At 51.2% G+C, this 23774-nt stretch carries 20 protein-coding genes; 4 read left to right on the top strand and 16 right to left on the bottom strand.

Going from position 1 to position 23774, the window contains the following annotated elements; genetic code table 11:
- Positions 1–167: 167 nt before the first annotated feature.
- The 8 genes from glnA to DWX59_RS29030 form a co-directional block, all read right to left on the bottom strand.
- A complete protein-coding gene (glnA, locus tag DWX59_RS13660) occupies positions 168–1595 on the bottom strand; it encodes a type I glutamate--ammonia ligase (protein ID WP_117559788.1) in 1428 nt (475 codons plus the stop codon).
- Positions 1596–1672: 77 nt separating this feature from the next.
- Positions 1673–2245, bottom strand: a complete 573-nt coding sequence (locus tag DWX59_RS13655; RefSeq protein ID WP_117559787.1) for a hypothetical protein — start codon at positions 2243–2245, stop codon at positions 1673–1675.
- Between the two features lie 287 nt (positions 2246–2532).
- Positions 2533–2892 carry a molecular chaperone Hsp90 gene (locus DWX59_RS13650; RefSeq protein WP_117559786.1) on the bottom strand — a complete coding sequence of 120 codons (360 nt, stop codon included), beginning with the start codon at positions 2890–2892 and terminating at the stop codon, positions 2533–2535.
- Positions 2893–3158: 266 nt separating this feature from the next.
- Entirely contained in the window at positions 3159–3368 is a 210-nt protein-coding gene (locus tag DWX59_RS13645) for a hypothetical protein (protein ID WP_117559785.1), read from the bottom strand.
- An 88-nt stretch (positions 3369–3456) separates the two neighbouring features.
- Positions 3457–7332 carry a PAS domain-containing protein gene (locus tag DWX59_RS13640; protein ID WP_117559784.1) on the bottom strand — a complete coding sequence of 1292 codons (3876 nt, stop codon included), beginning with the start codon at positions 7330–7332 and terminating at the stop codon, positions 3457–3459.
- Between the two features lie 51 nt (positions 7333–7383).
- Positions 7384–9450, bottom strand: coding sequence for a ribonucleoside triphosphate reductase (locus DWX59_RS13635; protein ID WP_117559783.1), 2067 nt, complete (start codon positions 9448–9450; stop codon positions 7384–7386).
- A gap of 30 nt (positions 9451–9480) precedes the next feature.
- On the bottom strand, positions 9481–9834 hold the full coding sequence (locus tag DWX59_RS13630; protein ID WP_173906174.1) for a hypothetical protein: 354 nt from the start codon (positions 9832–9834) through the stop codon (positions 9481–9483).
- A complete protein-coding gene (locus DWX59_RS29030) occupies positions 9782–10000 on the bottom strand; it encodes a hypothetical protein (RefSeq protein WP_173906176.1) in 219 nt (72 codons plus the stop codon). The genes DWX59_RS13630 and DWX59_RS29030 overlap by 53 nt, the downstream gene beginning before the upstream one ends.
- A 613-nt stretch (positions 10001–10613) precedes the next feature.
- Here DWX59_RS29030 and DWX59_RS13625 point away from each other — a divergent pair.
- The 3 genes from DWX59_RS13625 to DWX59_RS13615 all read left to right on the top strand — a co-directional run bounded on the left by DWX59_RS13625 (position 10614) and on the right by DWX59_RS13615 (position 13806).
- Positions 10614–11498, top strand: a complete 885-nt coding sequence (locus DWX59_RS13625; RefSeq protein WP_117559782.1) for a carbohydrate ABC transporter permease — start codon at positions 10614–10616, stop codon at positions 11496–11498.
- On the top strand, positions 11495–12343 hold the full coding sequence (locus DWX59_RS13620; protein WP_117559781.1) for a carbohydrate ABC transporter permease: 849 nt from the start codon (positions 11495–11497) through the stop codon (positions 12341–12343). Before DWX59_RS13625 ends, DWX59_RS13620 begins: the two co-directional genes overlap by 4 nt.
- A 125-nt stretch (positions 12344–12468) precedes the next feature.
- Positions 12469–13806, top strand: coding sequence for an ABC transporter substrate-binding protein (locus DWX59_RS13615; protein ID WP_117559780.1), 1338 nt, complete (start codon positions 12469–12471; stop codon positions 13804–13806).
- On the opposite strand, the gene DWX59_RS13610 is transcribed toward DWX59_RS13615, so the two are convergent.
- The 4 genes from DWX59_RS13610 to DWX59_RS13595 form a co-directional block, all read right to left on the bottom strand.
- A complete protein-coding gene (locus tag DWX59_RS13610; protein ID WP_235845048.1) occupies positions 13794–14009 on the bottom strand; it encodes a hypothetical protein in 216 nt (71 codons plus the stop codon). The two genes, DWX59_RS13615 and DWX59_RS13610, sit on opposite strands and share 13 nt — an antisense overlap.
- Before the next feature lie 56 nt (positions 14010–14065).
- Complete coding sequence (locus DWX59_RS13605; RefSeq protein ID WP_117559779.1) at positions 14066–16963, bottom strand: diguanylate cyclase domain-containing protein; 2898 nt, start codon at positions 16961–16963, stop codon at positions 14066–14068.
- Between the two features lie 248 nt (positions 16964–17211).
- The gene (locus DWX59_RS13600) at positions 17212–17649 is read right to left on the bottom strand and encodes a flavodoxin (protein ID WP_117559778.1); all 438 of its coding nucleotides are present in this window, start codon (positions 17647–17649) and stop codon (positions 17212–17214) included.
- A gap of 12 nt (positions 17650–17661) precedes the next feature.
- Positions 17662–18279, bottom strand: coding sequence for a DUF3793 family protein (locus DWX59_RS13595; protein WP_117559777.1), 618 nt, complete (start codon positions 18277–18279; stop codon positions 17662–17664).
- 202 nt (positions 18280–18481) lie between these two features.
- On the opposite strand from DWX59_RS13595, the gene DWX59_RS13590 reads away from it, so the two are divergent.
- A complete protein-coding gene (locus DWX59_RS13590) occupies positions 18482–19372 on the top strand; it encodes a LysR family transcriptional regulator (RefSeq protein WP_117559776.1) in 891 nt (296 codons plus the stop codon).
- A gap of 56 nt (positions 19373–19428) precedes the next feature.
- Here the strand turns inward: DWX59_RS13590 and atpC are convergent, their stop codons facing one another.
- From atpC to atpA, 4 genes are all read right to left on the bottom strand, one after another.
- The gene (atpC, locus tag DWX59_RS13585) at positions 19429–19845 is read right to left on the bottom strand and encodes an ATP synthase F1 subunit epsilon (RefSeq protein WP_117559775.1); all 417 of its coding nucleotides are present in this window, start codon (positions 19843–19845) and stop codon (positions 19429–19431) included.
- Positions 19846–19877: 32 nt separating this feature from the next.
- Positions 19878–21278, bottom strand: coding sequence for a F0F1 ATP synthase subunit beta (atpD, locus tag DWX59_RS13580; RefSeq protein ID WP_117559774.1), 1401 nt, complete (start codon positions 21276–21278; stop codon positions 19878–19880).
- A gap of 63 nt (positions 21279–21341) precedes the next feature.
- Positions 21342–22238 carry an ATP synthase F1 subunit gamma gene (gene atpG, locus DWX59_RS13575; RefSeq protein WP_117559773.1) on the bottom strand — a complete coding sequence of 299 codons (897 nt, stop codon included), beginning with the start codon at positions 22236–22238 and terminating at the stop codon, positions 21342–21344.
- Between the two features lie 19 nt (positions 22239–22257).
- Positions 22258–23766 carry a F0F1 ATP synthase subunit alpha gene (gene atpA, locus DWX59_RS13570; protein ID WP_117559772.1) on the bottom strand — a complete coding sequence of 503 codons (1509 nt, stop codon included), beginning with the start codon at positions 23764–23766 and terminating at the stop codon, positions 22258–22260.
- Positions 23767–23774 lie beyond the last annotated feature (8 nt).

Below are 23774 nucleotides of genomic sequence, written 5' to 3'. Positions count from 1 at the left end.
TCCGCTGAATAAAAAAATCCGGTTGCCTGATAAACACGCAGGACTGCCGGAACAGAATCCGGTCATTTGGTAATCAAATGGTCACAAGACAGATTGTGCCCCACAGCGCATCTGCGTTGTGAGGCACGAAACTCCTGTCCAATGTAACCCCTATCTAATACAGATTATTATAAATCATAATACCGCTGGAATTCTGCCGGATGGGGAATCTGTGACAGCTCCCGGCTCTCTTCCCGTTTCCTCTTAAGCCATACTTCAATCAGCCGTTCCGGGAACACCCCTCCCTGGGTCAGATATCCATGGTCTGCCTCCAGGGCATCCAGGGCCTCGTCCAGGCTTTTTGGCAGGGACTGTATTTTCGCCTTCTCCTCATCCGGAAGTTCATAGAGATTGCAGTCAAACGGCCCCCACCCATGCTCTGCCGGGTCAATCCTGTTCTTAATCCCGTCAAGGCCTGCCATGAGGATTGCCGCATATGCATAGTACGGATTGGCCGTCGCATCCGGGTTCCTCAGTTCGAAGCGCTTTGCCTTTGGGGTCTTTGCATAAGCCGGAATACGGATGACGGCGCTGCGGTTGGATGTGGCGTATCCAATGGTCACCGGCGCTTCATATCCGGGCACAAGGCGCTTGAAGGAATTGGTGGATGGGTTTGTAAATGCACACAGGGACGCCACATGCTTTAACAGACCGCCTATAAAATAGTGGGCTGTCTGACTCAGGCCCGAATATCCATTTTCATCATAGAAAACCGGTTCCCCATCCTTCATCAGAAGCATATGGACATGCATTCCATTGCCGGCCTCTTTGTAAATGGGTTTGGGCATGAAGGTGGCTGCCCTGCCGTCCTGGATTGCGGCGTTATGGATTACGTATTTGATGATCATGGTCTTGTCAGCCATGTCCACCATGTCGCCCAGCTCCACCTCAATCTCCATCTGTCCCGAACCGCCCACCTCATGGTGATGGTACTTCACATCCACTCCCCAGTCCTGGAGCATCATGCACATCCTGCTTCTTAAATTATACGCCACATCCTGCGGCGCGGCAATATGATACCCCCCACCGCCCGGAACCTGGAAGCCTTTATTGTCAGCGCTCTCGCGGCCGCTGTTCCAGGCAGCCTGTCTGGTATCCACTGTAAATGCCATGCGCTGCGGTTCCACCATGAAACTCACATTGTCAAACAGATGGAATTCAAATTCCGGTCCGATGAGCATCTGGTCCGCAATGCCCTGTTCCTTCATGTATTCAATGGCCCTTAAGCTTACATTCCTGGGATATTGGTCAAAGGGCCGGTTTTCCTTTCCTATGACACAGACATCCCCGCACATGGTCAGTGTTGGAATTTCTGTAAACGGATCCACCACAGCGGTTTCCGGGTTGGGTATGAAGACCATATCACTTTTTTCCACCGGGGCGTACCCATAATTAGAGCCGTCAAAACCAATGCCCTGTGTAAAAATCCCATCGTCAAACCTCTCAACCGGAATCGTGATATGCCTCCAGCGGCCGCTTAAATCCGTCATTTTGAAATCAATCATCTTGATTCCCTTTTCTTCGCAGATACGTAAAATCCCTGAACTCTTTGACATGTTCTTCCCCTCCAGATTGTTTTTAAAGCAAATGTGTCCTGCTATATTGATTTTACCATATCTTTGGGAATTAATCGTCAATTAAATCTGTCTTTTTCAATAATTTCCGCATTTCCGTAAAAATCCGGGACATCCGGGGCTGTTTTGGCGCGGCCTGTAAAATATGCGCCGTATCCATACATCTTCACTCCCATGCGGCGGGCTATGTATTCATATCCCCCTGCCAGGATACGGATATCCGGATCCGAACCGTCCGTGCCCATCCGGTCCTTGAGGCGGGTCATGGCATGGCCAATGTGTTTTCCCACATGATGATCCGCATCCTTCCACTCCTTATCAATCATCCCCATGAGCTGGAACTCCTTATCGCCCCCGGCAATGGTCAGGGTCCCGGCCCCATAATCATACATCTTCAGACAGATATACTGTATCTTTGATTCGACGCCATCAACAATATCCATGATATCCTGGTCTTCCTCTCCGGTCCCAAGCCGCTTTCCCATGCGGACCCGCGCTTCGTATATTTTGTTATACGCCATCAGGCAGTCAGAACTCTCAGCAAATTCATTTCGCACATGGCGCTCTAGTCTCGGATTAGCCCCTGTTATAAAATTCCCATTCATAATCTCAAATATATGTGTCTTAATCATCTTATTCCAACTCTTTCGCAAATAAATGATGCTTTGTATATACTTGTGTCTCAAACTAGCTGCCGCTCCTGTACGTCCTTGTTCATATGCATATATAGTATTTAGTATAACAAAACATGGCTGAAATATCAATATTTTGAATCCTATTCCTGCTCCGGCCGTGGTATGGAGGACTGTCCTCCCATGGATGTCTTTTACAGCCCACATTACGGCTTTGGCATTAAGGAAAGGCATCAATCATGAATATGACTGATGCCTTATGTAATGTTCCTGTTATTCATCTGCCCTTATTTGAGAATGCTTTCCTTTTTATTAAGGATTGCTTCTACTGCCGCGCAGGCCGGGCAATCACAATATTTTGCCCCTGCAGCCTTGATTTCCTTGGCATGGGCAGCCACTACCGGGGCGTGGTCAGCCCCAAAGACCTGTGCTCCGGCATCCGACTCAGCGAATCCGATTAAACTGTCAATCGGCATGATATCTGCTTCCAATTCCTTTACGTATGTTTCGGTTGCCTCTGCCTCCCTGTCCGTTCCGACGGCTGCCAGCCAGGCCTCTGCTGCTGCTTTTGTCTCGCTGTTGCAGGTTGCGGCGTTTATTAACTCGTTGGTCTTTTCTACAACATAACTCAATACATCCTTGTCCATAACCAGTACCTTCCTTCTTCTGAAATTTAACTATATATTACCATAATTACCTGACGTTTGCAATTCGGCAGCGGGTATTTTAAACAATAATCTTTGTCTGCCCTGATTAACAGTCCCAATGGTTCGCCGGAGCTATACGCAGCTATAATAATCAATACAGCCATATGCAGCTATAATAATCAATGTTCCCTAGCATAGTTTACATAAAATAATTATGTAAACTATGCTAGGTTCCTTCTTCTGGTCCATTGCATATAATGGAAACCTTAATCGTACTTATCGCCTGTCTTATAATCATCCCTTGCCCAGTTGGGGGCGTTGATGGGGCCTGCCTTGGCATTCCCGTTTTTTGCCGCGCCCTGGATTTCCGGCACCTGTGCCTGCTCATTTTTCGGATGATTCATTTTGTGATGGTTTTCTGTCCCATGGTTATCCGGGTCATAGGGACTTGGCCGTCTCATACCTGCTTTTGCCATAATGATACCTCCTGTCTGGCAATAGTTTTTGTATCCCGGCAGAAAGTATGCATGGTTTCAAGTATAAGCCATATTTTCCTATCCCATTTTATTCCATATTTTTAGCTGCATGTCTTCCAATGCATTTCCCCAAAAGCTCCATCATAAGTCCTACCTGGATTGGCTTTGACAGGTGCCCGTCCATACCGCTTTCCATGGATTTCTTCGTATCCTCATCAAAGGCATTGGCGGTAAGGGCGATTATGGGAATGGTCCTGGAATCCGGTTTTCCCGAAGTGCGTATCTGCCTGGTTGCCTCCAGGCCATCCATTACCGGCATGCGTATATCCATCAGTATGGCATCAAATCCTCCTGGCCCACTGCTGCAGAAATACCCCAGTGCCTCCTGTCCGTCACAGGCGCAGGTCACGGAAAATCCGTTCATTTCAAGGATGTTCTGTGCAATCTCCCGGTTGATTTCGTTGTCCTCTGCCAGCAGGATGCGGCGTCCGCAAAAATCAGGCAGGGGGGCGGCTTCCTTCTGCGGCACATTGGATATCCCCTCCTGCGCATAATCAAATCCCAGTGTAAAGAAAAATTCAGAGCCTTTTCCTATCTGGCTGTTTACTTCCAGGGTGCCGCCCATCATCTGCACCAGACGGCTGGCAATGGACAGTCCAAGACCGGTTCCCCCATAGCTGGCCGCTATTCCTGCACCTGCCTGTTCAAAGGCGTTAAAAATACGGTCCAGGGCTGACGGTTCTATCCCAATCCCAGTATCGGCAACGGAAAACCGAAGGATTGCCCTTGGCGTTTCCTCCAACGGTTCCACTTTTACCGTGATGCCGCCCTGTTCCGTGAATTTAACCGCATTCCCGATGATGTTGACCAGAACCTGGTTCAGCCGCAGTCCATCTGCAAGGAGCTGCCTGGGACTGCTGTATCTGTTTTCAAACCGTATATCCAGGTGTTTTTCCTCTGCCTGGGTGCGGAACAGGGATTCCAGCCCGTCCATCTGCTGCCTAAAATCCATGGGACTGCTGTTGAGTTCCATTTTGCCGCTCTCAATGCGTGACATATCCAGAATGTCATTAATCAGGTCCAGCAGATAGGCGTTGGCTGATTCAATCTTCTCCAGGCAGGACAGGGTCTTATCCCTGTCATCCAGGACTTTTTTAGCAATGGTAGTCATGCCGCTGATGGCATTCATGGGTGTGCGTATCTCATGGCTCATGCGGGAAAGGAAATCCGTCTTGGCCTTGCTGACCGCATCTGCTTTGGATTTCATGACAAAGGAAGGGATAATCCTGACCAGTTCCTTTAAGAGCTTGCGCTGCTCCTGTGACCACTGATAATCCGGCTCATCCACCTCAAAACTCATGGAACCCACATACTCACCGTAGTTCCAGATACCGGCATGGAGGCATGATGCAATCCGTGAGATTCCGTCCCGGACATTGTGGTCGGCCAGGCCATCCTCATCATACATATTGGAACAGATGTCGAAATCCTCCTTGGAGGCATAAAAATCCTGCCCCAACTGAAGGTCCGCCCGGTTGCGCGCCCACTGATAGGAGAAACGGTAGGACAGATAAGCCTGGCTGGCTTCAATAATGGATACCCGGTCCAGGCAGTATTTCTTTCCGATTCTGGAAAGCAGCAGGAACACAGCGTCATCCAGGTTTTTGGACTTGCCGAGCAGGTCCAGCGCAAAGGATACCAGGTCGTCGTCCAGACGTGATGTCTCCATCTCAATCGCATTGAGGGGATGCTCTTCCGTATAAAGCTGTGTCAGGAATACCCCCAGTTCATTGGAGGTGTCCTGATAACAGGCTGCCCGCCCTTTTCCATTTTCCTTGACATATTTGAGCGTACTCTCCGCACAGCGGTAAAGGGCGCTGTACTCCTCTGTCACCTCAGTACTGCACATCCCGATGCTGACCGAAACATGTATATCCTTTTCCATATTCACAAAAACATTCTGTACCTGGTCCGCAATCCTGGGACCTGTGACCATGGCCTGTGCCTTGTTGCTGTTTTTCACATAAAGCATGAATTCGTCCCCGCCAAGCCGGACCGGGATACTGTTCTGTCCAGCTTCCGTCCGCAGGATATCAGCAACTTCCTGGAGTACCACGTCCCCAAAAATCCTGCCCTCCTTCAGGTTCACATCCTCAAATCCATCCATGTCCAAAAGCATCAGGACCCCATGCTCACCCGGCGCCCGGTCCGCCATGCATTCCTGAACCAGGCGGATGCCGCTGTCCCTGTTATAAAGGCCCGTAAGGCTGTCCCGGCTCCTTGCCTTGACAAGCGCCTCCTCCGCTGTTTTCTGCCGTGTGATGTTTTCCACAATGCCAATCACAAGCCTGGGGGAGCCATCCTCATTGCGCAGGATGACAGACAGGGTCTGCCTGCACCAGAACGCCTGGTTGCGTCCCCTGAATTCACAGCTTGCGGTGCGCGCACCCTGATGGATGCGCCCATACATCTCATAAAAAGCAGGACGGAACGGTTCATCCACCTGTTCCATGGCAAAGCTGCAGGGCAGGTTGTCGTAGTGTTCCTGGCAGCAATACAGCTCACTGGTCCTGGCCGGAACCATGCATTCCCTGGTATCCGGATAGTAATAAAACTCACTGGTAGTGGTATGCTCCAGCGCCATATGCAGCACCTTATCGCTGGCTTCCAGCTGGTCTGTGAGACGCTGATTGCGCTGCTCTGCCTTTTTGCTCTCGTTAATATCCAGATACACACTTTGGATGTAGGTCTGATTGCTGCTGTCTGACAATACCTCGGCGCTGCCGATGATCCAGCAGGGACTGCCGTCCTGCCGGCGCAGCCGATATTCATAGCTGGCCTTATCCCCCGGTTTCCTGAGTTTTGCAAACACCTCGCCAATATAATCACGGTCTTCTTCTGCAACCAGGTTATCCATCCGCCAGTACTTCCTGGCCCAGAACTCTTCCGGGGTATAACCAAAGATACGGATTGCTTCCCTGTTGGCATTCCTGAATACCACACCCTGGCTGGTGGGATGATACTGCACAATGCCGCAGAGCACGGACTGGAGCAGGTGATTATACCGGTCTGCCAGCTGTTCCTGTTCCCTGGCCAGTTGTTCCTGTTCCCCGGCCTGCCTTTCCAGGCGTATCCTGGACTCCACTTCCTCGGAGATATCCCGAATCACACTGATGCAGACCTCCCGTCCATCCTCAGACCATCCCTTTTTGCCCACATCGTTAACCCAGATATAACTGCCGTCCTTTTTCCCCATCCTGTATTGAACCTGGTAGTCAGTGCCCTTATCAAATGCCTCTGACACCAGGTCATCTACCTGTTTCCGGTCATCCGGGTGCATGCAGTTAATCACTTTCCCGTCAATTGCCTTTACGAATTCCTCATAGGTATATCCCAGATAGGACAGCATGAAGTCATTGACATAATATAACGGAAAATCCGGTTCCAGATATCCTCCCATCATTCCGCCCGGAATATTCCTTCCCAGTATATCCAGGGCCTTGGCCTCCAGGCGGGCCTCCATCTCGGACCGGCTCAGACCGGAAGCCGGAAAGAAGCTGCCTTCCTCCTGCCGGATGTCAGGGGTGGACGCATGGATGGATGCAATCCGGCATGCCCCATCCTTATCCCCGACACAGGCAGCGGACACCCTGAACCACATGGCGGCGCTGGATGGCGTCCCGGGATATACCGTGGCAGTGAGAATTACAAAAGAACAATCATCCGTTCCGTACGCCTCCTCAATCCCATCATATTCAATCCTGCAGGATTCCGGAGACTGGGAAAATTCTGCCCGAAGCGCCTCTGCTGCCTGGCTGCGGCCATACACCATCTCTGACTTGCCGGTCCCCACCCAGTGTATCCCTTCTGTCAGGCAATCCAGCGTATTTTCTATATTCCTCTGGTTCAGATACGCATCAAAAAACCGCCGGACAGTCCTTGCAGCCTCCCCTGACTGTATCATATGTTACCCCTTTCTGTCTGCCAATGTACAGATCATGGCTTCTCCATGTGTTCAGATACGGAACATTATCCTGTTTTTAAACTCCTGTGCCTTGCCGTCATTCCAGTCATGTACCGGCCTGTAATATCCGGCAATACGGCTGTAGACATCCGCAGCAGCCCCGCACTTTGGACACACCTCCCGGCTTCCCCGCAGATAGCCGCAGGATGGACAGATGGAATAGACCGGGGATAAGGTGCAGCAGGGGATATCATGCTCCGTAATGACCTTGTGAAGCACATCCCTTGCCTTTCTCCAGTCCTCCAGCTCCTGTTCCACATACACATGGAAAACTGTCCCCGTGGTATAAAGGGGCTGCAGCGCGTCCTGGTTCATCAGCGCATCCTCAAGGGATACGGGATAATCCGCAGGAAGCTTGGTACTGTTTGTATAATACGGCGCATCCCCTTCCCGGCCCGCTGTCCTAAGCGCAGGGAACCGTTCCCTGTCAAGCCTGGCAAAACGGAAGGTGGCTGATTCCGCCGGTGTTGCCTCCAATCCATATAGGGTGCCATATTCCAGCTGGTATCCCACCAGTTTTTCCCGCATATGGTTCAGGACATCTTCCGCAAACCGCCTTGTCTGTTCTGATTCCATGCCTGCTTTCAGCCAAGACGCATTTAACCCTGCCTCATTCATACCGATGATGCCGATGGATGAAAAATGGTGGGAAAAATCCTCAAGATAACAGGCCGTATACGGGTATAGCCCGCCCTTTAACAGATTGCCCACCACCCTCCGTTTAATATCCAGGGAACGGGCGGATACATCCATCATATGGTCCAGCTTCCCATAGAACTCATCCTCATTCCTTGACTGGTACGCAATCCTTGGAAGATTGACTGTCACAACGCCGACAGCGCCTGTGTGCTCGCCATAGCCAAAAAATCCTCCGGCCTTTTTGTGCAGCACGCGTAAATCCCGGCTGTCATCCCCATAGGTAACCCTGTCTTCCCCCTGTACTGCACCGCCCCTTACATAGTTAATGAAATACGGCGTTCCATGCCGGGATGCCAGTGAGAATAAAAGGCGGTTCTGCTCCGTGTCCGACCAGTCAAAATCCGCATTAATCCCATAAGACGGGATGGGATACTGGAATCCCTGGCCATTGGCGTCCCCTTCCAGCATGGTTTCCAGGAAGGCCCGGTTTACCATATCCATCTCATCCTGGCACTCCCCATATGTAAATCCCATCTTCTTCCCGCCAACAATGGCCTTTTCCCCGGCCATGTCCTTTGGCACCTTAAAATCCATGGAAATGTGTGAAAACGGCGCCTGGGTCCCCCATCTGCTGGGGGTGTTCACACCAAATACAAATGCCTCCATGCACTTTTTAACCTTATCGTAGGACAGGCTGTCCGCCTTTACAAAAGGCGCCAGATATGTGTCAAAGGATGAAAATGACTGGGAGGCAGCCCATTCATTCTGCATGATTCCCAGGAAATTGACCATCTGGTTGCAGAGGGTTGCAAGATGCTTTGCAGGAGATGCCGTAATCTTCCCTGTAATACCGCCCAGACCGTCCATCAGAAGCTTTTTCAGGGACCAGCCGCAGCTATAGCTGGTCAGCATGGACAGGTCATGGATGTGGATATCCCCGTTCAGGTGCGCATCCGCAATCTCTTTGTCATATATCTCTGTCAGCCAGTAATTGGCTGTCACTGCGCCGGAATTGTTCAGTATCAGCCCGCCCACGGAATATGTGATGGTGGAATTCTCCTTTACCCGCCAGTCCTCCACCTTTACATAATTGTCCACCACGTCCTTATAATCCAGGGTGGTCTTTTCCAGGTTCCTTATCTTCTCGCGCTGCTTCCTGTACAGGATATATGCCTTGGCCACCTCCGTGTACCCGGATTCCTCCAGGACCTTCTCCACGCTGTCCTGGATGTCTTCTACCGATATACGGCCATCCCGCATCTTCTTCTGGAAATCAGAGGTTACCCTGATGGACAGCAGGTCGATGATGTCATCCGTGTAGGACTTTCCTGTTGCCTTAAACGCCTTCTTTATGGCTGAAGATATTTTCTCCAGATGGAACTCCACGGTCTCTCCGTCCCGCTTAACAACTAAAAACATGGCAGTGCCCCTCCCTTGGTAAATTTGTAATCAAAGCCCATGCAAAAACTTTCTTCTATTATACCAAAAACCTGTCCGGAAATACAGTTCAGAAACACCTATAATTCCATTTTCTCCTATTTTCCCCACACCCTGCCTGGAGTCCGGCACAGCCCAAGGCTGGAGGACAGCCTTAAGTTCCTTATCATAATCAAATCCGACCACATAGCTGTATTCCTGGCTGGGCAGTGTTCCCTGTGGGAAGGCGACCTCTAGCGCATCCGGAAACAGGATGATATACTCAGGCTTCATGGCTGCCTCCATTTCAGAGAGAAGTCCGGGGTCACTGATATCAGCGGCCTTTAAGTTCCCGATGGATATCATATAGCAGTCCCTGTCTTTCATAATATGCCTTAATGGAAGCCTGTGCGGTCTGGTTCAGATCATCACAGCCGTCAATCCCGCCCACATAAACATAATCCAGCCCTCTGACGTCATGGACGTGAAGAAGTCCTTTCGCCCTTATCTGCAAGAAATCCGGATAAAAACGCCTTAATATGCCGGGTCCCAACCCCAATCTCCCGGTCGAATCCGCATGTCAGATAAAAAGATTTATCTTCAGAGGAAATGTGAATCCGTGGATTCTTATCCCGGTCTTCTTTGATATGCCAATAATATGTATTCCCCTGGAATTCCAGTTTCCGTTTTCCCTTTTTTGAAATCATGCCAGTACTACCTTCCGTTATTTTTCCTGGATGCGGCCACGGTATATCAGGCCCATATCTTACCGCCTCCCAAACACGCCCTGGAACGGAGTTACCTCATATATCTGCAATCTCAATTTTCTTATCCAAAGCATGGCTGTCATTCCATGGAAAAATGCAGGTCTGAAGTGAAGTATATCATTTTGTCCTCCCCTCTGTCAAACAGCGTGCACTGCCTTTCCCACTATTATAGCAAATGCCCTGGCATAAATATAGAACCCTTTCTGTATTCAATGGCCGGTCCAATATAACCATCCCGTCATGGAATGGTTATTTGCATCTGTCACTTTCATTTTTTAACTATTTCCAAATAAATTGAACAATATATTGACAATATATGGATTACGTGCTATCATTTCTCGTGTTCAACATTTTATAATTTTTAATATTTTTGAACATTTAATCCAGGAGGAATCACATATGCACCCATCCTATTTCCAGAAACAATTAAAGCCAAGGCTTATATTTGCCGCGTTTACGGCACCGGCCCTCCTATTCCTTGTCCTGTTCTGGGTTATCCCCATCCTGGCGTCCATCGGAATCAGCTTCACGGACTGGGACTATATGACTTCGGGCTTCCACATGACAGGATTGGGGAATTACAGTTCCCTGTTCAGGGACAAAGCCTTTCAGGATGCACTCATCCATACGCTGTTATTTGCCCTGGAAACCGTAATCCCGGTCACATGCCTTGGATTGCTGCTGGCCATGCTTGTTTATTCAGCCGGCAGGCATACCATCTACCCGCTGATCATCTTTTCACCCTGGATCACGCCGGCCGTTGCAGTGTCCATTGTATGGACCTGGATTTTTGAACCGGACAGCGGATTGGCCAATACCATCCTGCGTCAGTTGGGGATGGCCGGACTTCCCTGGCTCCACAGTTCCTCAACAGCATTGGCAAGCGTTGCCCTTGTAACCGTGTGGAAGAACCTTGGATATGTGATGCTGCTTTTTGCCGGGGCCTTGTCCAGGATCCCCGCAGAACTCTATGAAGCTGCTTCTGTTGACGGCGCAGGCAGCCTGAACCGGTTTGTACATATCACACTCCCAATCCTGCGGCCTGCAATCCTTATGATCGGAATCATCATGACAGCTGATTCCCTGCGCGCCTATGACCAGATCCAGATACTGACTCAGGGCGGACCTGCGGGGAGTACCAGGACGCTGCTCTATCTGTATTACCAGCTGGGGTTTGAACAGTTTGATATGGGCCGCGGGGCTGCGGCCGTGGTCATCCTTATGGCTATAGGCATCAGCCTGGCCCTGGTCCAGCTTAAGCTGAATAAGGAGGGACAATCATGACCCGGCCAGCCATTCCATGTGCGCGGATCATCCGGCGCGCCTCTGTCCATGCTGTTTTGGGATTCACCTGCTGTGTCACGGCATTCCCTTTCCTCTGGATGGCTGTCAGTTCACTTAAGACCAAGGAAGAGGTGCTGGACACGGCTTCCTTCCTGCCTTCTGTCCCCCAGTTTGGGAACTATCGTTCCATCCTGGCTGATTCACCAATTCCGGGATACCTTGCAAACAGTTTTTTTGTATCCCTTGCAGAGGCTGCCATCCAGCTTGTGTGCTGCGCCCTTTTCACCTACGCGGTAACCTTCATGAAAATAAGAGGCAGGGATATGCTTTTCCGGCTGGTCCTTTTTACCTATATGGTGCCCACGGCCGTTACCTACATCCCATGTTATATCATATTATCCAGGATGGGGCTTTTAGACAGCTATCAGGGCCTGATATTATCCAATGGCGTCAGCGTGTTCGGTATTTTCCTGCTTCATCAGGCCTTTGAGGCCGTCCCTAAGGAAACCATGGAGGCGGCCAGGATGGACGGGGCCGGACATCTCTCCATCCTCACAAGGATCATAGTACCCATGACCCGGCCCTCCTTCATGACCTTCATCCTTTTATCATTCATCAACACCTATAACAGCTATATGTGGCCGTCCCTTATCACGGATTCGCCCAATTTAAGCCTGATATCCCAGGGCCTAAGGCGGTTTCTCTATGAGGGAGGCGCATACGGCACCCAGTGGTCCCTGGTGATGGCAGCCGGGACCATTGCCGTCCTTCCCCTGCTGGCGGTTTTTATCTCTGCCTGGCGTTGGATTGTCATGGGAATCACGGATTATGGGTGTAAGGGGTGAACCCAGGGCGTGCTTTGCACTAAGGGGTACCTACGGTGGATTCCTTAGGGCAGATGGCGGGAATGAATTTTCAAACAGACCCCGGTACAACTAACTTCAAACAGACATAACAGGAGGAATCGTAAATGAACATGATATTCAGGTTTAACAGCAGGCTTAAGGGCAAGATCCTTACCGCAGTATCCTTAGTCTCAGGCTGCGTGCTGATGACGGGCTGCAATGCTTCGGGTCAGGCAAAGGATGTGGTTGCCCACGGAAAAGTGCAGATTACATTCTGGTATTCCGGCGGTAAGACGGCGGCTGGTGTTATGGATGACATCATCGATGGATTTAACCAGGCCCAGGACCAATACCAGGTAACAGGGATCCGGCAGGAGGATTATGACGGGACCTACACCAAGCTGCAGGCCGGGATTGCAGGGAACAATGCCGCTGATATTGCCCTGCTGGATTCTGACAAATCCCGCAGCCTTATGCAGAAGGACCTGTTGGTTCCCATGGACGCCTATACGCAGCAGGATACCTCCTTTCACCAGGATGACTTCATCCCTGTTTTCTACAACCAGTGTCTGGACAATAACAAAATCCTGTATGCAATGCCTGCTTACGGCACCACCCAGGTCATGTACTATAACCGGGAACTTTTTGAAAAAGCCGGAATCCGGCCCGAAGGACTGGATACCTGGGAACGTCTGGCCGACGCGGCCAGGGTCATAAAAGAAAGCACGGGCGGCGCGGCTTATGGATGGGAACCCATGTGGGGGGAAGATAACCTGATTGACATGGCCCTGAGCAACGGCGGATCCATGATAGATGAGGAGGGCAGGAAGGTACTTATTAACACGGATGCCTGGGTGGATTCCTGGGAAGCTGTCCGCAAATGGATTCATGAAGACAGAATCATGGCTGTCCATTACGGCGGACAGGGCTGGGAATACTGGTATGACACAATGGGCGACGTGCTCCAGGATAAGGCCGGCGGGTATACCGGTTCCTCCGGCGACCAGGCCGACCTGGACTTCCATAAGGTGGGGGCCATGGAACAGCCCGGCTTTGGTAAGCATGGACCTGCGCCAGTGGCCAGGGTCCTGCAGCTGGTGATGATTGATACGGGCAAGGATAAAACCATGGACGGCGCTTACCAGTTCATCCGGTATTTTGCAGACGCATCCCAACAGGCAAAGTGGTCCATGGCCACCGGCTACATACCGGTAAGGAAGAGCACACTGGAAATCCCGGAATACCGGTCCTACACGGAGCACAATCCCCATGCCCTGGTTCCCATATCCCAGGCCATGCACGCCTCCCCTGACCCGGTGGACCCCACGGGCGGCAAAATCTTCGATGCCCTGGCCATTGCCGCCGACCAAGTGGAGATTGAGGACATCCCTGCCAGGGAGGCCCTCAATGAGGCTGCCAGGACCGCCCAGGCAGCGCTTAACGCGGTGAATCAGCCGCAGTAGGCGCCTTGCTTTGCAAAGAAGCCATGGCCTCCCATTACTGCTTTTGCCTCAGCCAGCACCTTCTCTTCATCAATGGTTAACAGCTGCCGGTCCTTCATCACAAGCCTGCCATGAATGATGGAATGTTTTACATCAGCACCGGACGCGCTCTCCACAAGTGGGTTGACAATGCTTCCGGTTGCCATCAGATTTGATAGAATCATTATAGGAAACAGACGGTTCATAAAAAAGGACATATGGGCATATTTCACATAAAATTTCAGGCTTCAATGCCTAAATCTGACGGCATGCGCAAAGAAGCATCGTAAATCCTGAAACAGCTTTTCCCCTTTCCCTTTGCCCCGTACATGGCTGTATCGGCATGGCGGAACAATGTGTCAAAATCATTGCCGTGCAAGGGCTGGAAGGCAGCCCCTATGCTGCAGCTGGGGTGGATTACCATGCCCTGCTCCAGGCACATGTCCTGAATGGATTCCAGGACCATGGACATGCGTGTTTCAACGGTCTTCACATCCGGGACATGGGACATGAAAAGAAGGAACTCATCCCCTCCTATCCTTGCAAGGATGTCCTCACTGCGGAACTGCCGGGTCAGTATATCAGCCACAGCCCTCAGCACACTGTCCCCGAACATATGGCCATTGCTGTCATTGATTTTCTTAAAGTCATCCACATCCAGGACCATCAGGGCCCTGTATCCCTGGACACATGGTTCCTCCAATATGGCCTCTATCAGCCTTCTTGCCGTCCTGCGGTTATAGAGCTGTGTCAGTTCATCCCGGTCCGCCTGATACTGTAGGGCCTCCTCAGCCCGCTTCTGCTCATCCACGTCGGCCAGCATCCCGATTACCCTGCTTACCTTTCCGGCTGCATCAAACTGGGAAGAGGCACGGAGCCTGCACCAGCGGTACCGTCCCGCTGCATCGGAAAGCCTGAATTCAATCTCCCTGTAAAGCATCCCCTTCATCAGCAGTTGCTGCATGTTTGTAAATTCCGGTATGTCAGCCGGATGGATATGGGATACGAACCGGATGCGCTTACTGAAATTTTTCATGATAGGGGTATATCCGAACTTTTTCTCAAAATTGGCAGAATAGGTGACTGTGTCCGTTTGGGTATCCCACTCAAACAGGGTATCCTCTGCCTGCTCCATGATGATCTTATGACGTTCCAGGGACAGGCGGAGTTCTTCCTGGTCCTTTTTAGACACAGTGATGTCCATAAGGGCAAATACCAGATACTCCATGCTGTCCTTTCCGGTAACGGACTGGCATCGCTCCAGGACCCAGATAATCCTTCCATCCTTCGCAGTAAGCCTGTATTCCAGTTCAACGGAGTTGCCTGACTTAAGCTGTCTTCCTGTCTCCTCCAGGATCCGGCTGCGGTCGGCGGGATAAATCATATTCAGGTACTTGCTGTCAAATTGGGTTTTCATTTCCTCGTCACTGTAACCCAACAATTTCTTCATGCCGCCATTGGTCTCCACAATGGTAAACTCCCTGTCGTTAAGGCAGGCCAGGACACATCCAATCATATGGCTTAAAAAAGCATCATTAAACATCCTCAGCTGCATGGTGCTGCTGGCCGGGACCGCATCTTCCTCCATTTCCAGTTCTTCCCAGATAATCAGGGCTTTTTTCTGGTACGGGTTTCCTGTATTGATGCGGAGCATGGTGGCCCGGCACCAGCGGTAAACCTGCTCCACCTGGTTATACACACGGTAGTTACGGCTTCTTTTATTAAATCCTTCTTTCATGAAATCCTTCATATAAGTCCCCATAAGGGCCCTGGCCATATCCCTGTCCCCTGGGTGGACGGCTGTTTCCACAAAATGATAAAATGCTTCCTTAAAGCTGCCCCCGGATTTCAGGCCGTCAAAATCATGGTTGGACAGATAGACCACATGGTAGACGCCGGTGTTAAAATCCACCTCCACAACCGTGGAATCCACATATTTAAGCAGCGTCAGATATTTCTGACGGCCCATCTGCCTCATATCCCCGTCGCCCTCCCCCAAAAGCCGTATATCCTTGCTGATGGCTGGCTGTTTCTGTATCTGTCCATCCCTGTACTCGCCGGACAGCTTGGAAAATGTGACCTTTACGTTCTTAAAACATTCCAGAAGCCAGGGGGAAAAGGTACCGCACTCCCCGTTCAATATCATATTGACTGCCTGGGCAGGGGGGATGGCATTCTTATACACACGGTCGGAAGTCAGGGCGTCATAACAGTCCCCAATGCCTACCACCTGGGCGCAGACCGGGATATTGTCTCCGCGAAGCCCGTCAGGATACCCCCTGCCGTCCCAGCGTTCGTGATGATAGCGGCATATGTTATAGGCGTATTTCAGATATTCCCTGTCCCCCATGCGGTCAAGGTTCACCAGCATCTCGCAGCCCTTTGTGGTATGGCTTTTCATGATTTCAAATTCTTCCTCTGTCAGCCGCCCAGGCTTGTTGAGGATTGTATCGGGTATGGCAATCTTGCCGATATCGTGCATGGATGAGGCGCTGGATATGATATCAATCTGCCGGCGGTCCAGGCCCAGCTCCGGAAAGTTCCCCGCTATCTCCTCCAGCAATATCCTGGTAAACATCCGGATACGCTGTATGTGCTGGCCCGTTTCCACGCTCCTGTACTCAATGATGGCGGATAATGCGTCAATCATCACTGCATTGGATTCCATTAACCGGGCAGCCTGCTCATCAATCCGCTCCTGAAGGTCCTGCTGGTTCCGGCTGAGGGCAATGCTGTTCTCCACCCTGCGCTTAACAACTACCGGCTCAAAGGGCTTCATCACAATATCCGAAACCCCCAGGTCAAAGGCCTTCACCGTATTGTCCGGAGAGTCCTCAGATGTGATGATGATAACAGGACATTCCGGCAAAAGATGCAGGTCATTCATCTCAGCCAGGACCTGATAACCATCCTTCTGCGGCATCACAAGGTCCAGAAGCACGGCAGCAATGTTTCCGTGGTACTGCTTAAGAAGCACCATTGCCTGTTCCCCGTTTTCCGCCTCCAGCAGATTATAATCCCTTTCAAATATACTCTGCAGTATGATACGGTTTACCTCAATATCATCAACAATCAGGATGGTATCCCTGCCCCTGTGCTCCCTGTCTTTTACATGGTATGGATTAATCTCTTCCAACACGCTTCATTCCCCTTTTTCCAGCCGTCCATGGTTTTCCAGGACAGCCGCCGCGTTTACGTTTTACTCCCTATACCATATCATTTTATCCCTGAAAATGCAATCATTCTTCCCCTCCCACATATAAAACCTCATAGAAAGGCCCTCCGCGGGGCCGCATTCCATGCAGCCGGCCGGAGGGCCCTCAAATCCCTAAGAAAATCCCTGACATCATGTTGTATCTCTTGCCGCATCCGATTCCAATGCTGTTATTACGGCATGAAGCCAGCTAAACTGCGTCCTAATTCCCTGCACTTTGAAAGCGCATCCTCATCCGGGGTTTCCTGGGCAATCACCCCCTGTCCGCCCACAACAGCCGCGCCTGCGCCTGCCACACGCTCTTCCCAGCCGCGCATCCACTGTCCGTCTCCCCAGCCGTAAGAACCAAACAGGCCAATCTGCTTTCCTTTGGCAAAGGATTCCACTTTGGCCATGAATGGCTCCATCTCATCCTCTTCAAGGACTTCAGCCCCCATGGCCGGGCATCCCAGCGCAAACACAGGCGCATCCTTCAGCGCATCCGGGGTCATGGATGAAACCTCCACGGCAGCGCTTTCTTTCCCTGCCTCCTTCACACCTTCTGCCACCGCATTGGCCATGATTTCTGTGTTGCCTGTCTGTGACCAGTATACTACCATTAACTTACTCATATTGCCTTCCTCCTAAATTGTCATTGATTTATATTGGTGTAATCCATGGATTTTTAGAATGTCCCCTATCCCCATCCCACGGGAAACCATATGTATAAGCATTTCCCGCGCCTGGCTGTATCCCCTGAAGATCCGCTTACACTCTGACTGGTTGGAATAAACCTTCCAGTACCCGGTGCAGAGATAGTTCCGGCCATTGTTCTGGATGAATCCCAGCACGTCCGCGGGCGGGTATCCCAAAAGCAGTCCGATTTCATGGGGGAATCCGCCAGTTCCGTCCATGTGTGACGTATACTTTTCTGAAACACGTTCCAGAATCCGTTCCAGCTTCATGGCATGATACCCAAAACGTTCCATCAGCCTTTTTACGTCCGTTTCTGCAAGGTATTCCATAAGCCCGGACCTTAAATACAGCAGGAAGGTTGTCTTTTCCCTGGATTCATACAGCATGTAACAGGATACTGCGGTTCCTTCAAACAGTCCCGCTGCCTCCTGCTTCCTGTGGCTTGTGACAGTAAGGAGATTGGATATCTTCACCCCGGTCAGCAGCGGCGCGCACTGAAGTGCAATCTGTGTTTCTAATCGGTCATGGTTCATCCTAAGCAGCAGATGCAGGGTTTCTTTGCTCATATCGGGCGCCTCCTGGTTATAAACATCGTTATTTAGTTAGTCATTGCTAACCTACGTCTATTATTCTAACACTATATCAATGGATTTTCAAGATATTTAGATGGGAATGTTTCTCAGATACGCCCCAGGCAAATTTTCCATGCAAAAAAAGGCAATGTGTTATATAATGATTGATGAACAAAAGAATAAGCAGAGGTAAAAAATGGAATTATTACAATTACGCTATTTTCTTACAACCGCAGAATACCAGCACATGACAAAGGCTGCCGAGCACCTTCAGATTGCCCAGCCCGCACTGTCCCAGGCCATACACAGGCTGGAAAGCGAACTGGGAATCCCGCTGTTTGAGAGGAAAAACCGGAGTATTGAATTAAATGATGCCGGACGGCTGCTGCAAAAACGGCTGATTCCGATCATAAGCGCCCTGGACCGGATTCCAGGGGAACTTAAGGCGGGCCAGTATCTGTCCAGCCATACCATCCATCTGAAGCTGCTGGCAGCTTCCACCCTGATTACCAACCGGATCATAGCATACCGTACCCTGCGGCCGGATGTGAACTTCCAGCTGTACCAGTCCGATACCAATGCGGACTTTGACCTGTGTGTGTCTGCCATACGCTCCGACATTAAAAGTGAAGAATATTCCGATTACATGGTCATGCTGGAGGAGGACCTGTATCTGGCCGTCCCCACCCACTCCCCTTATGGGGATAAAGATTCAATCCGGCTGACCGATACCAAGAATGCAGGTTATATCTGCCTGGCCGGCTCACGTCCCATCCGGCAGATATGCAACAGCTATTTTTCAGAAGCTGATTTCACACCAAAGGTAATCTTTGAAAGCGACACCACGGAGTCGGTGCGGAACCTGATTGCTGCCGGGCTGGGCATTGGCTTCTGGCCGCAGTATTCCTGGGGCCCCCTGTCCGCTGAATGGGGTCCCCTGTCCCCCCGGTCCCCGGTAAAGCTCCTGCCCATCAAGGACCAGGTCTGCCGGCGCCAGATCATCCTTATGTGCTCCCCCCATGGCAGGGAAAACCCGATTGTCATGGATTTCTGCAATTTTTTAATCCAGAATTCAAAATGGCTGTAGGTCCTGCCTGCAGCCATTTTGGTCTTCATATTTCAATGGTCCTATCCCAATGTTTTTTATCTCAGTTCCTTGAGATGGCTTCCCTTAAGCCTTGACAGCGCCCTGGCCATGGATGCCTGGGTCATCTTGAACTCCCGCAGGCTCTGCTTCTGCCGCAGCTGTTCCTCGGCCCGCTCAAGCGCCTCCCTGGCCCTTACCTCATCGATATCCTCCGGCCGTTCCGCCGTATCCACAAGCATGGTCACACGGTTGTTGGCCACCTGAACGATTCCCCGTCCCACAATGGCTTCCCGCCACTGTGTTTCCCCAGGTACCCGAAAGCGCAGTTCACCTTCCTGGACGGCCAGGATCATGGCCTCATGGTGGGGAAGGATACCCATCTCACCGTCATGGGCAGGAACCACCAGCGTCTCACAGTTTCCATTATAGAAAGTATGGTCGCTGGCAACTATTTTCAGCCAAAATGTAGACATATCCGGGCTCCTTTCTATGTGTCCGCCAAACCTCAGGATTCGCTGTGTTCCATGGTTTTGGCCTTTTCCACAACCTCGTCTATGGTGCCCACATTGAAGAACGCGGCTTCCGGATACGCATCCATCCCGCCTTCGATAATGGCCTTAAAACCACGGATGGTCTCCTTTACAGGCACATATTTGCCAGGCACGCCTGTAAAGTTCTCAGCCACATGGAATGGCTGGGACAGGAAACGCTGGATCTTCCTGGCCCTGTTTACTGTCAGCTTATCTTCCTCAGACAGTTCCTCCATGCCAAGGATTGCGATGATATCCTGAAGTTCCTTGTATTTCTGAAGCATCTGCTGTACTTTGTTCGCCACTTCATAATGCTCTTTCCCAACCACATCCTCTTCCAGGATACGTGAAGTGGATTCCAGGGGATCCACTGCCGGGTATATGCCCTGTTCCACAATCTTCCTGGAAAGCACCGTGGTTGCATCCAGATGGGCAAAGGTGGTTGCCGGAGCAGGGTCCGTCAGGTCATCTGCAGGCACGTATACGGCCTGTACCGAGGTAACGGAGCCGTTCTTGGTGGATGCAATCCTCTCCTGAAGCTCACCTACCTCTGTTGCCAGGGTGGGCTGGTAGCCAACCGCTGAGGGCATACGTCCAAGAAGGGCGGAAACCTCGGAGCCTGCCTGCACAAAACGGAAGATATTATCAATGAACAGCAGCACATTCTGATGCTCCACATCCCTGAAATACTCTGCCATGGTAAGTCCGGTCTCAGCCACACGCATACGCGCGCCCGGCGGTTCGTTCATCTGCCCGAATACCAGGGCTGTTTTTTCCAGTACGCCGGATTCCCCCATCTCAGTCCAGAGGTCATTGCCCTCACGGGAACGCTCCCCCACTCCGGTAAAAATGGAATAACCGCCGTGTTCGGTTGCAATATTGGTAATCAGTTCCTGGATCAGGACGGTCTTGCCAACGCCTGCGCCGCCGAAAAGGCCAATCTTACCGCCCTTGGCATATGGGGCCAGCAAATCGATGACCTTGATGCCTGTCTCCAGCATCTCCACCACAGGACTCTGGTCCTCAAAGGAAGGCGGGTCCCTGTGGATGACCCATTTATCCTCATCGTCCAGGTTCTGTCCCCCGTCAATGGTTTCACCAAGGACATTGAACAGCCTGCCCAGGGTCTTCTTTCCTACCGGTACCTTGATGCCTGCCCCGGTAGGTTCCACCTCCATATCCTTACAAAGCCCGTCGCTGGATGCCAGCATGATGCAGCGGACCACATTGCCGCCAACATGCTGCGCAACCTCCATGACACACTTCTTTCCCTGGTTGTCAACAATCAGGGCATCTTTTATATGGGGAAGGTTTTCATCTTCAAACGCCACGTCAACCACAGGTCCCATGACCTGTATGATTTTTCCCTTGCTCATGGCTGCCTCCTTTTATTTCTATACGTTTCCACGATTCTATTCATTGTGGGCTTTCCTGGTTCATTACGAATTATGTTTCTTTTTCTGTGCCTTGGCACCGCTGATTACTTCCGTTATCTCCTGGGTGATGGCTGCCTGCCTTACACGGTTATACTCAATGGAAAGGTCGCTGAGGATGGCATTGGCATTGTCGCTGGCCGACTGCATTGCCATCATCCTGGCATTCTGCTCACTGCAGAAGGATTCCACCAGCGCGCCGAAAATAAAACCCGTCACATAGTTGGGCACCACGTTATCCATGACCGCGCTGGGTGATGGGACCATCTGGATCTCCTCCTGGATGATATCAGGCGGAATCACGATGTTGCTGAAATCTTCCCGCTTCAGAGGAAGCAGCTGGACAATCTCGGCCTCCATCTTCATGCTGTTAATCATCTGGGTATAAAGGATCCATACCTCATCCAGCTGTCCCTGCTCATAATCCTCCAGCACAGTGGAGGATATCAGCCTGGCCCTGTGCATGGTGGGATTCTGTACCGTATAATGGAACTGCTCCTCCACCGGTATGTGCTTGGAGGCAAAATAATGGCGTCCCAGTTCCCCCACCACATAAAGACGGTGGTTATCGCCCTGTTCCATCCACTCCTGGGCCATCTTAAGCACGTTGTGGTTATAAGCACCTGCAAGCCCTTTATCACCTGTGATGACAATAAGGCCCTTTGTCCTGTCTGCTCCCTTGATCTCGCTTCTGGGATTAAAGTAAAAATGCTCCACATCCGGCATATGACGCAGGATACGGCGGATTAAATCCTGCAGCGTATAGAAGTAAGGCTCTGTCTCCTCCAGCAGCTTCTTGCTTTTCTTTAACTTGGTGGAGGAAATCAGGTACATGGCATTGGTAATCTTCCTGGTATCCTGGACGCTCTTCATACGGCTCAGGATTTCTCTTGCATTTGCCATATTCTCTCCCTCTTCCCGGTTATACGGACGCCTTGTACTGGTTGGCAGCGTCCACGATTCTCTGTACTAAATCATCTGTCAGGTTCTTTTTCTCTTCAATCTCCTGGCCGATTTCAGGATGCTTCACGTCGAACCATCCCAGCATATCCATCTGGAATTCCTTAATCTTATCCACATCCACGGTAAGCATCACCTTATGGGTTGCCGCGCAGAGCGTGATGACCTGTTCGTGAAGGCTCAGGGGCCGTCCCAGAGGCTGTTTTAACAGTTCCATCAGACGCTTTCCGTAGGCCAGCTGTTCCTTGGTTGACTCATCCAGGTCCGAACTGAACTGGGTGAATACCTCCATCTCCCGGTACTGCGCCAGGTCGATACGGATACTGCCCGAAGCCTTCTTCATGGCCTTGGTCTGGGCAGCGCCGCCAACACGTGACACGGAAAGCCCTACATTGACAGCAGGCCTCATTCCTGAGAAGAACAGATCGCTCTCAAGGAAGATCTGGCCGTCCGTAATGGAAATGACATTGGTTGGTATATACGCGGATACATCCCCTGCCTGTGTCTCGATGATGGGCAGCGCCGTAATGGAACCTCCTCCCTTTGCATCGCTCAGCCTGCTGGACCGCTCCAAAAGCCTTGAATGGAGATAGAATACGTCGCCTGGATATGCCTCACGTCCAGGTGAGCGCTCCAGCAAAAGGGATAATGCCCTGTAAGCCACCGCATGTTTGGAAAGGTCATCATAAACAATCAGTACATCCTTTCCCTGATGCATGAAGAATTCAGCCATGGCAGTCCCTGAATAAGGCGCTATGTACTGCAGGGGAGCCGCTTCACTGGCAGTGGAGGACATCACAATGGTATAATCCATGGCGCCGCCCTTCTTAAGGGTGGAGACCAGCTTGGCAACCGTGGAAGCCTTCTGTCCGATTGCCACATAGATGCAGACCACATCCTTGCCCTTTTGGTTCAAAATGGTATCGGTGGCAATGGAGGTCTTTCCGGTCTGGCGGTCCCCGATGATCAATTCCCTCTGACCCCGTCCAATGGGGAACATGGAATCAATTGCCAGTATGCCTGTTTCCATGGGAACACCCACTGACTTCCTGTCCACGATACCGGGTGCTTCCTCCTCCACCGGGCGGTAGTCCTCCTCCTTTACCGGGCCAAGACCGTCAATGGGGTCTCCCAGGGCATTGACCACCCTGCCTAAAAATCCACTGCCCACAGGCACGCCGGCACGCTTTTTCGTACGTACCACCTTGGTGCCCTGGCTTATCTGCGTATCCTTACCAAAAAGGATGACGCCGATTTCATCTTTGCGGATGTCCTGGACCATTCCCCGGACACCGTTTTCAAATATTACAATCTCTCCATACATGGCATGCTCCATGCCGTATACAATGGCGATACCGTCGCCAACCCAGATAACAGAACCCGTCTCCTGTTCCGTGGCGGCCTGGGTATCGAAATTCTCAATCTCGCTTTTTATGATGGAGATGATTTCCTGGGAACTGATTGTGCTCATATCAAGAC

This window comes from Enterocloster aldenensis, assembly GCF_003434055.1.
GTDB lineage: Bacteria > Bacillota > Clostridia > Lachnospirales > Lachnospiraceae > Enterocloster > Enterocloster aldenensis.
Note: the sequence above shows the minus strand (reverse complement) of the source record. Positions and strands in the feature narration are given on the sequence as shown.

Bases quoted from the DNA above. Each gene is read 5' to 3' on its own strand.
- glnA (WP_117559788.1), bottom strand. From the start codon at position 1,595: ATGTCAAAGAGTTCAGGGATTTTACGTATCTGCGAAGAAAAGGGAATC.
- DWX59_RS13655 (WP_117559787.1), bottom strand. From the start codon at position 2,245: ATGATTAAGACACATATATTTGAGATTATGAATGGGAATTTTATAACA.
- DWX59_RS13650 (WP_117559786.1), bottom strand. From the start codon at position 2,892: ATGGACAAGGATGTATTGAGTTATGTTGTAGAAAAGACCAACGAGTTA.
- DWX59_RS13645 (WP_117559785.1), bottom strand. From the start codon at position 3,368: ATGGCAAAAGCAGGTATGAGACGGCCAAGTCCCTATGACCCGGATAAC.
- DWX59_RS13640 (WP_117559784.1), bottom strand. From the start codon at position 7,332: ATGATACAGTCAGGGGAGGCTGCAAGGACTGTCCGGCGGTTTTTTGAT.
- DWX59_RS13635 (WP_117559783.1), bottom strand. From the start codon at position 9,450: ATGTTTTTAGTTGTTAAGCGGGACGGAGAGACCGTGGAGTTCCATCTG.
- DWX59_RS13630 (WP_173906174.1), bottom strand. From the start codon at position 9,834: ATGAAAGACAGGGACTGCTATATGATATCCATCGGGAACTTAAAGGCC.
- DWX59_RS13625 (WP_117559782.1), top strand. From the start codon at position 10,614: ATGCACCCATCCTATTTCCAGAAACAATTAAAGCCAAGGCTTATATTT.
- DWX59_RS13620 (WP_117559781.1), top strand. From the start codon at position 11,495: ATGACCCGGCCAGCCATTCCATGTGCGCGGATCATCCGGCGCGCCTCT.
- DWX59_RS13615 (WP_117559780.1), top strand. From the start codon at position 12,469: ATGAACATGATATTCAGGTTTAACAGCAGGCTTAAGGGCAAGATCCTT.
- DWX59_RS13610 (WP_235845048.1), bottom strand. From the start codon at position 14,009: ATGATTCTATCAAATCTGATGGCAACCGGAAGCATTGTCAACCCACTT.
- DWX59_RS13600 (WP_117559778.1), bottom strand. From the start codon at position 17,649: ATGAGTAAGTTAATGGTAGTATACTGGTCACAGACAGGCAACACAGAA.
- DWX59_RS13595 (WP_117559777.1), bottom strand. From the start codon at position 18,279: ATGAGCAAAGAAACCCTGCATCTGCTGCTTAGGATGAACCATGACCGA.
- DWX59_RS13590 (WP_117559776.1), top strand. From the start codon at position 18,482: ATGGAATTATTACAATTACGCTATTTTCTTACAACCGCAGAATACCAG.
- atpC (WP_117559775.1), bottom strand. From the start codon at position 19,845: ATGTCTACATTTTGGCTGAAAATAGTTGCCAGCGACCATACTTTCTAT.
- atpD (WP_117559774.1), bottom strand. From the start codon at position 21,278: ATGAGCAAGGGAAAAATCATACAGGTCATGGGACCTGTGGTTGACGTG.
- atpG (WP_117559773.1), bottom strand. From the start codon at position 22,238: ATGGCAAATGCAAGAGAAATCCTGAGCCGTATGAAGAGCGTCCAGGAT.
- atpA (WP_117559772.1), bottom strand. From the start codon at position 23,766: ATGAGCACAATCAGTTCCCAGGAAATCATCTCCATCATAAAAAGCGAG.